The sequence below is a fragment of the Extensimonas perlucida genome, from assembly GCF_007655255.1.
Taxonomy (GTDB): domain Bacteria; phylum Pseudomonadota; class Gammaproteobacteria; order Burkholderiales; family Burkholderiaceae_C; genus Extensimonas; species Extensimonas perlucida.
This window is the reverse complement of record NZ_VMYE01000040.1, coordinates 1-5,777: the sequence shown is the minus strand read 5'-3', so window position 1 is coordinate 5,777 and position 5,777 is coordinate 1. Positions and strand designations below refer to the sequence as shown.

Annotated in this window: 4 protein-coding genes; all 4 read left to right on the top strand. The window is 52.7% G+C overall.

From position 1 onward, the window contains the following. Positions 1-104 precede the first annotated feature (104 nt). The 4 genes from FK527_RS17035 to FK527_RS17020 all read left to right on the top strand — a co-directional run bounded on the left by FK527_RS17035 (position 105) and on the right by FK527_RS17020 (position 5,533). Positions 105-674 (top strand): ATP-binding protein, encoded by a 570-nt coding sequence (locus FK527_RS17035; RefSeq protein WP_222116180.1) that lies wholly within the window; start codon positions 105-107, stop codon positions 672-674. Between the two features lie 1,601 nt (positions 675-2,275). Beyond that, positions 2,276-4,186: a hypothetical protein gene (locus FK527_RS17030; RefSeq protein ID WP_246072875.1), complete on the top strand. Its 1,911-nt coding sequence runs from the start codon at positions 2,276-2,278 to the stop codon at positions 4,184-4,186. Between the two features lie 29 nt (positions 4,187-4,215). Further along, a complete protein-coding gene (locus tag FK527_RS17025; protein ID WP_144735859.1) occupies positions 4,216-4,866 on the top strand; it encodes a hypothetical protein in 651 nt (216 codons plus the stop codon). 121 nt (positions 4,867-4,987) lie between these two features. Further along, the gene (locus FK527_RS17020) at positions 4,988-5,533 is read left to right on the top strand and encodes a D-aminoacyl-tRNA deacylase (RefSeq protein ID WP_144735857.1); all 546 of its coding nucleotides are present in this window, start codon (positions 4,988-4,990) and stop codon (positions 5,531-5,533) included. Positions 5,534-5,777: the final 244 nt, after the last annotated feature.

The following is a 5,777-nucleotide window of genomic DNA, read 5'->3' as shown; positions in this document are numbered from 1 at the left end:
CCGAGCTCAAGGCGCGCATCTTGAAAGGCATCGATGAAATGAACGCAGCCCCAGTCGTCTTCCGCTGGAAGAAGTTCGATCTGGAACTCGCATGATTCGTAAGCATATTAACGGAACGATCTACTAGCCCGTACATCCACGAAACCAGCAAAAAGGTTGCGGAGGTCTTTGACAAGGCCATGCAAAGCGCCCCATCTGTGCTGGTGATTGATGAGATGGAGGCCTTCTTGGCCGACCGCGAGATGGGCAGCGGCCATCATCGAGTTGAGGAGGTCGCAGAGTTCCTCAGGCGCATTCCTGAAGCTGCGAAGAACGATGTGCTCATCATCGCCATGACCAATCGGGTTGAGATGATCGACCCCGCAATCATGCGACGCGGCCGGTTCGATCACGTGATCAAAGTCGACTTCGCAAGCGAAGCCGAAGTTCTTTCACTGCTAGAGAAGCTACTGTCCACATTGCCCAAGGACGACTCCATTGACCCTAAGCCGTTCGCCAAAGAGTTAGCTGGCAGACCGCTCTCGGATGTGACATATGTTGTCAGGGAGGGGGCGCGGTTGGCCGCGCGCGCCGGCAAGGATCGGCTGGACCAGGACAGTCTCCGTGCAGCGTTGGCTTCGACCCCCGCTCGAGAGCGGGAGGGAAGCGTTCAACGAAAGATCGGATTCGTGTAAGGAACGCAAGTGAGCAACGGGCCAGACAAGAACCCAAAAGATGAGGTCAAAGGCTTTGCTGGTCTCTCATCGATGGTTTCTGACGTCGATGCCTCACCATTGGATGACGTACGGACTTCACCTGGCAAGTCGAGCTCTAGTTCTCGACCACCAAGTGCTGTGCCAATGCCGCCCCCAGAGGCACCACAAACTCGGACACAGGCTCCACCCCAGCCCCAACCTCAGCCGGAGCCTCAAACCCGGAGTACATATCAAGTGCCCGCACAGCCCAGCGGAGGTGGCTCCGGAGCCAAGTGGCTAATTGGCATTGCTGTGGTCGTCGGATTGATATGGCTGGCTTCGCTGTCTGACAATAAGCCAACCGCTACCCCTTCATACTCGTCATCAAACAGCAGTCCAACAACGGCAGCTAACTCTCCGGCGTGGCCGCCCCCCTCTAATGCAGTCCAAGCGCCGTCTCGACCAAGTGAGGAAACTCCGCCAGTTGGAAGCGGCATCGTCCTGACCGCGCCGCAAATTCGGTACTGCACGGCTCAAGGCATTCGCCTGGATGCTGCCAAGGAAGCGCTCAATCAGTACGATGATTCGCACATTGATCGATTCAATTCGATGGTGGCAGACTACAACAGCCGTTGTAGCAACTTCCGGTACCGGAAGGGCTCGTTGGAAAGTGCTCGCAGTGAGGTCGAGAGATTCCGATCTGACTACCTGGTTCAAGGCAGGCAACTTTTCGCTTCCTCGACCTCCCGTCCAAGCGTTGCGCCGCAGGTCCGAAGTGCGCCAACGCAGCCTACGCAGCCACGGCCAGAAGTCCGTGCTCCGGCTGTGGCGACTGATGGTGGGACTGTTCATCTATCGGGTCCGGAGGAAGAGTCGGTGGAGGCCGCATGCTCGTCCGACAAATATCTAAATGGACCTGCCGCTTATCGCTCATGTCGAGAGCGACAGATCGCTCAGCTTCGCAATGGTCCCCGCCGTCCGGACTTGAGTGGATTGGCGTCAGCAGAGCGCGAGTCCATCGAGGCAGCTTGTTCTAGTGACAAGTATTTGAACGGCCCGGCAGCATACAACCGTTGCCTCACCACCCAATTGCGTGCATTGGGGTCGAACAACCGACGACCTTCGCTTGACTCTCTCTCCAGTCCAGAGCGGGAGTCCATTGAGGCCGCGTGCTCAAGTGACAAATACTTGAACGGTCCGGCGGCATACAACCAATGCCTCTCGAATCAATTGGCCCTGTTGGGGCGGCAAGCGCGCAGGCCAAATCTTTCGAATTTGAGTTACTCGCAGCGTCAGTCCATCGAGGCGGCCTGCTCTTCGGACAAATATCTAAATGGGCCTGCCGCGTACAACGACTGCTTGTCACGGCAACTTCAACAACTGAGATGAAATTTTGCGAACGCCGTCACCGTTGCATGCTCCGGTTCCGCTGTGGGATGAGCCCTGGCGAACCAAACTACAGCGGTTAGTGCGCTCGATAAAAGTGGAGTGGTATGACAAGAGCAATATGCTTTAAATGCGGGGAGGAAAAAACAAGCCCGCTTATATCTTGCCCGTCGTGCAAGGAGACTCCGAAGCACCAGAGCGCGCTCGCACTGTCCTTGGCACTCTCCGAGCACCTTTCGACGAAGGCTCAACTCGCCCATTACGCCCACGAAATCAGGAATCATCTCCGGTTATCCGTGCGATCAGAGCAATTGGACCAGGCTAACGAAGCGCTCAAGGATCCTCAACTTATCGCCATGCTGGGTGGTGTTGCGCATGAACCGGGGCGAACGGCAGCTACAGGAACCTCGCCTCGCGTCGCAGCGGCAGCCTCCTCTGGCACCCGTCACACTCAGTCGTCGCGTGCGCTGACCATGAAATCCTCAAAGCTACACGGCACCCCGTTTGCGCTGCTCGGCGTAAACAGCAGGGACGATCGCCGAAAGATCGTCGATCAAGCGGAACACAAATCGCTTGAACTCAACCCCGACGACTGTCAGAAGGCAAGAAGCGACCTAACCAACCCCAGAAACCGATTGGCGGCTGAGATCGCTTGGCTGCCCGGCGTCTCCCCACGTCGTGCTTCTCAATTACTAGAAGGCTTGCTCGTCGATGCCATGGCTGTTCGTTGTGAGACAGGTTTGCCAACGCTCGCCCATTGCAACCTCTTGGCCGCTGCATTCGAGGCGGTACCAAGTTCCTATCCACCGGAAGACTTAGCGGAATTCATTCAGGAGCTTGCTGTACTTGTCGACGACCTGGATGCTGAAGAAGTCATCCGCGACATCAATGAGGATCGAACTATCTCTGGCTTTCCAGAGGTGAAGGCTATTGATCAAGTTGAAGCCGAGTTACTTGAACGGAAGCGATATTTCCGGATCGCAATCAAGGAGGCTCTCAATCGACTCCCTCCAGAGGCTCTGCTCGGAGCGATTACGGCGGCAGTAGATGGTGCTACGTTTGGGGGTGAAGAGCATGCGCCAGAACTCATTGATGAATTGGTGGATGGTTACACGATTGAGGTGCAGAGCGTCCTAGAGAAAGAAGCCGAGACTGCGAAAAAGCTCATCGATTCTGTCCGACGCGCAGCAAGCGGCGGCGAATCTGCGACAGCCCCGTTAGTTGAGAAGTTGGAGCGTGTGGCCCGGAATTGGGATCGCTTTGCGCAACCCATTCAATTGAGTGCGAAAGCTCGTGGCATCGAACATGAAGCCAGCATTTCGCTTGCTTACGCCATCAGAAGTCTTGCTATTGACCTCTTTAATAAGCACGACCAGATCAACCCATCTAGAAAGCTCACAAAATTACTAGGAGAAATATTCTCTGAGCTGCCTGAATTTGCGGAGCGGGTGGAGCAGGATGCTGACACTTTGTCGGATATTCACTCGAAACGCACAAAGGCAGAGGCCCAGGCGAAAGCAAGGGAGGCAGAATGGGTGCGATCAATTTCATTTTCCGCTGATGTAGGCGTTGTCTTCAAAGACACCTTGTCGATCTCCGCAGATGGGATCGAGTGGAAGGGGCAGAGATACCCTCTCGACTCGATAACGGGCGTGCGGTGGGGGGCAGTTCGACACTCAGTAAACGGAATCCCGACGGGCACAGATTACGAGATTGCTTTTGCAACGCGCTCTGGGACAACATCAGTTAGCTTGCGCAAAGAGTCCACCTACTCAGGCTTCATCGAAGCACTGTGGCGGGCAGTGTGCGTGCGACTCATGATCGAAATGAGTGAGGCGCTGGAGGGTGGGAGATCACTTTCGTTTGGCGACATGACAGTTGAAGACGCGTATGTGACACTGGTGCGCCACAAGTTTCTTGGGGCAAATGAGAAAGTTCGTCTTTCCTGGAGCGACGTTCACGTTTGGAGCGCCAACGGTGAATTCGTGATTGGAGCAAAGAACGACAAGAAAGTGTATGGCTCTGGGTCATACAAGGATCATTGGAATATTCATCTTCTGGATCACATTGTTCGAGCAGGTTTCAAAAAAGGCGTCAACAAGTTGAGCGACTATTTCAAAGATTAATTTCAGAAATCGGCTTAAGGAGTATTGAAATGGGATTTCTTTCTGGTTTGTTTGGGGGGAACAAGCAAGACAAGGTGTTGAAGCAGGCCTTTGAGCAAATTAGACGGATTCTGGAGGATGAGGAGTTTCAACTTGATCTTATTCATCCATCCATGAAGGAGATGATCAAGAGTTGTCCTGCGTACGACAAGGATCCTAACGGTACAGGACCTTTCGGGTATTCTGAAAAAAATCCGATCCCGGTCAATGGTCCAATTGGACAACTGGCCTACTTGTCTAGGCTAGAGACCAATAAGGGGGAGAGAATCCTCTTCCATCGGATTGGTGCCGTTAACACGATTGATGTGTTCGAGGCAGTAACATTCTCGGGGAGTGAATGGTTTATCTTGTTCACAGATCTATACCATCCACGCCGATCCCGCGCGACGCCAGACGGTTTTCGCTTTACTTCGGAAGTTCCGCAGTTTTCCGGTTTTCATAAGTACTGCTCGAACTTCCCCTATGACTTCGTAGAAATGAAGGGCACTGAGCAGGACTCGGGCTTGAGTTTCGCTTACATACCCATTAGCAAAGTGATGCAGCAGATTCAGGGGCGGGTGTTCTCTCGGCCATTAGCGCATAAAGCAAAAATCGATGTCGTGCGGAGTCGATTAACTAGCTCGCTGATCCAGGGCGTCTGATTTGAGGAGGCGCTTATGGGAAAGTCGTTTCGGAAAATATTGATCGGATCATTATAGGCTGGTAGAGGACCTGTCCTTGATGGGTTTTGCTTGTAATTGACTATCAAGATGTTTTAATGTCATGCTGAAGTTATTGAATTTTTTTCTAGGACAGGCGTCAGGACGAATTGACTTCTCACTTCCTGGAAGTGAGTTGCTGCTTATGGTGTATGAACGGCTAAAAAGTTACGCGCCTTCAAGGCCAAATCAGGCCGAAAGCTCAATGAAGTTAATCCAGGAGGATTTGATCGCAGATGAACTAATGCCATTGGCTGTGACAATCATCGCTTTGAAAAAGGCGTCGATCTCTGCTGCTTATCTGCATAGTCAAGACTTCGAACAGTTGTGCGAAAAAGCAGTGGATACTATGACAACCATTCATGCCGCGTCATCTTCTGCTTTTACTGCAATGATGCCAAAGATGCCTGGTCTTGTTGTAACCGCAGGACACGGAAAGGACGAGGCGTCAGAGCGCTCGGCGAATAAAATAGTTGGAGCGGTGGATCGTATCTTTCCAAGTCGCACCCTCCGATCGAATGATTTAGTAATCATGGATATTTCTAACTTCATGGGTGAGAAATTAAGGGTCAATAGGTTTGAGGCGAAGCGCTTGTACGATAGATTCTGAATTTAATTAATAACTGTGTGTCAGGTTGATGTTGACTGCAGACATGAAATTTAAATGCTAATACGCTGAAGGCAAAATTCAAAGGATATGCAGATGCTCATAAGCATGAAATACATCGTAAGCGTCCGCCCATCCCACCTTGCCCGCATCCGCTGGCTATGGCTGAGCCTCAAACCGAAGCATCAGATGCCAGCGCCGGCTTCCAGCGGTGCGGCAGCAGCTCCCCAATCCGACTATTGGGGTG